The sequence below is a fragment of the Cecembia lonarensis LW9 genome (assembly GCF_000298295.1).
Lineage (GTDB): Bacteria > Bacteroidota > Bacteroidia > Cytophagales > Cyclobacteriaceae > Cecembia > Cecembia lonarensis.
Genome location: NZ_AMGM01000270.1, coordinates 1 through 738, shown reverse-complemented (window position 1 = coordinate 738; position 738 = coordinate 1). Strand labels below are relative to the sequence as shown.

The 738-nt window shown below is 53.8% G+C and carries 1 protein-coding gene; it reads left to right on the top strand.

Annotation, left to right across the window (positions count from 1 at the left end; translation table 11 throughout):
- Positions 1 to 258: 258 nt before the first annotated feature.
- A partial coding sequence (locus tag B879_RS24125) for an ACT domain-containing protein (RefSeq protein WP_202949683.1) occupies positions 259 to 738 on the top strand: 480 nt, incomplete at its 3' end.

Here is a 738-nt window from a genome sequence, read left to right as displayed (position 1 = left end):
GGATGGCTGCGATTGGCGTAGAAGAACCGTCTTGGATCTGGGCTGAGAGTTCGGCAAGAGACCATTCTAAAACTGGAAACTGACTTCAGGCTGTCCCCGCGGGCCGAGACCTGCATACGGATTTTGGCCGGTGACCCGTGCAAAAGAGTCATAGCCGCGCTTCTTCCGGAAAACCATTCCTAATGGAACAGCTCGACCTATAAAAGCGCGGTGATCAGCCTATAGGCGTACCAGCGGTGGTCTGAGACAAGAATATCCATGATGCTCAAGCGATATGTCGCGCTTTCGTTTTTTGCAGCCGTGGCGGAAACCAACGCGTCTCGACGAGTCTCACGTTCTGCTCATCGCCTCTCATTCTCAATATTGCAAGCAAAGGAAACAAACGTGATAACAATTGCCGGCCATGCCGAACAGTCCCTTCGGTCCGTCGAAAAGCTCTCGGAACAAGGTCGCTTATTGGTCAAGGGGGAAGACAAGCCTGGCATCGTGGCTGCTGTGGCCTCGATTCTTCGGGAGTTCGGAGCGAACATTATGTCGCTTGACCAGTACTCCACTGATCCCGAAAGCGGGAACTTCTTTCAGCGAACAGCATTTCATCTCGAAGGTTTCCAAGCCATGCGCCCGGAACTCGAAAGCGCGCTGGAGGAGCGACTGACTCGAGGGTTCGGAATGGAATGGAAGCTGCACTCGAGCTCGCAGCTTAAGCGGGTTGCGATCTTCGCGTCAAAGTCTGATCAC